This is a genomic window from Burkholderia sp. MR1-5-21 (assembly GCF_053427715.1).
Genome location: NZ_JBSAXD010000111.1, coordinates 1 through 620 on the forward strand (window position 1 = coordinate 1; position 620 = coordinate 620).

Below are 620 nucleotides of genomic sequence, written 5' to 3' on the forward strand. Positions count from 1 at the left end.
CGCCGGTTCGCGGTGCTGTCGCGCTTCCTGCCGTCCGGGCGCAGCGTCGCGATCGGCGTGCCGTTCCTGTGGCTGACGATCTTCTTCGCGGTGCCGTTCGTGCTGGTGCTGAAGATCAGCTTCGCCGACCAGATGATGGGCATCCCGCCGTACACGGCGCTGATGCAGGTCAAGGACGGCGTCGTGCACTTCGCGATCCAGCTCGGCCACTACGCGTTCCTGCTGCAGGACGACCTGTACGTCGCGACCTATCTGAGCTCGCTGAAGATGGCCGCGGTGTCGACGCTGTTCTGCCTGCTGATCGGCTATCCGATGGCGTACTTCATCGCGCGCTCGGAACCGGGCACGCGCAACGTGCTGATGATGGCCGTGATGCTGCCGTTCTGGACCTCGTTCCTGATCCGCGTGTACGCATGGATCGGCATCCTGAAGGACGACGGCCTGCTGAACCACGCGCTGATCGCGCTCGGCATCATCCACACGCCGCTGCGGCTCTACCACAGCGATGCGGGCGTCTACATCGGGATGGTCTATTCGTACCTGCCGTTCATGGTGATGCCGCTGTACGCGCACCTCGTGAAGATGGACCTCACGCTGCTCGAGGCCGCCTACGACCTTGG

At 64.2% G+C, this 620-nt stretch carries 1 protein-coding gene; it reads left to right on the plus strand.

Annotation, left to right across the window (positions count from 1 at the left end):
* The coding region (locus tag ACV229_RS40640) for a putrescine ABC transporter permease PotH (RefSeq protein ID WP_448088664.1) at positions 1-620 on the plus strand (620 nt) is incomplete at both ends.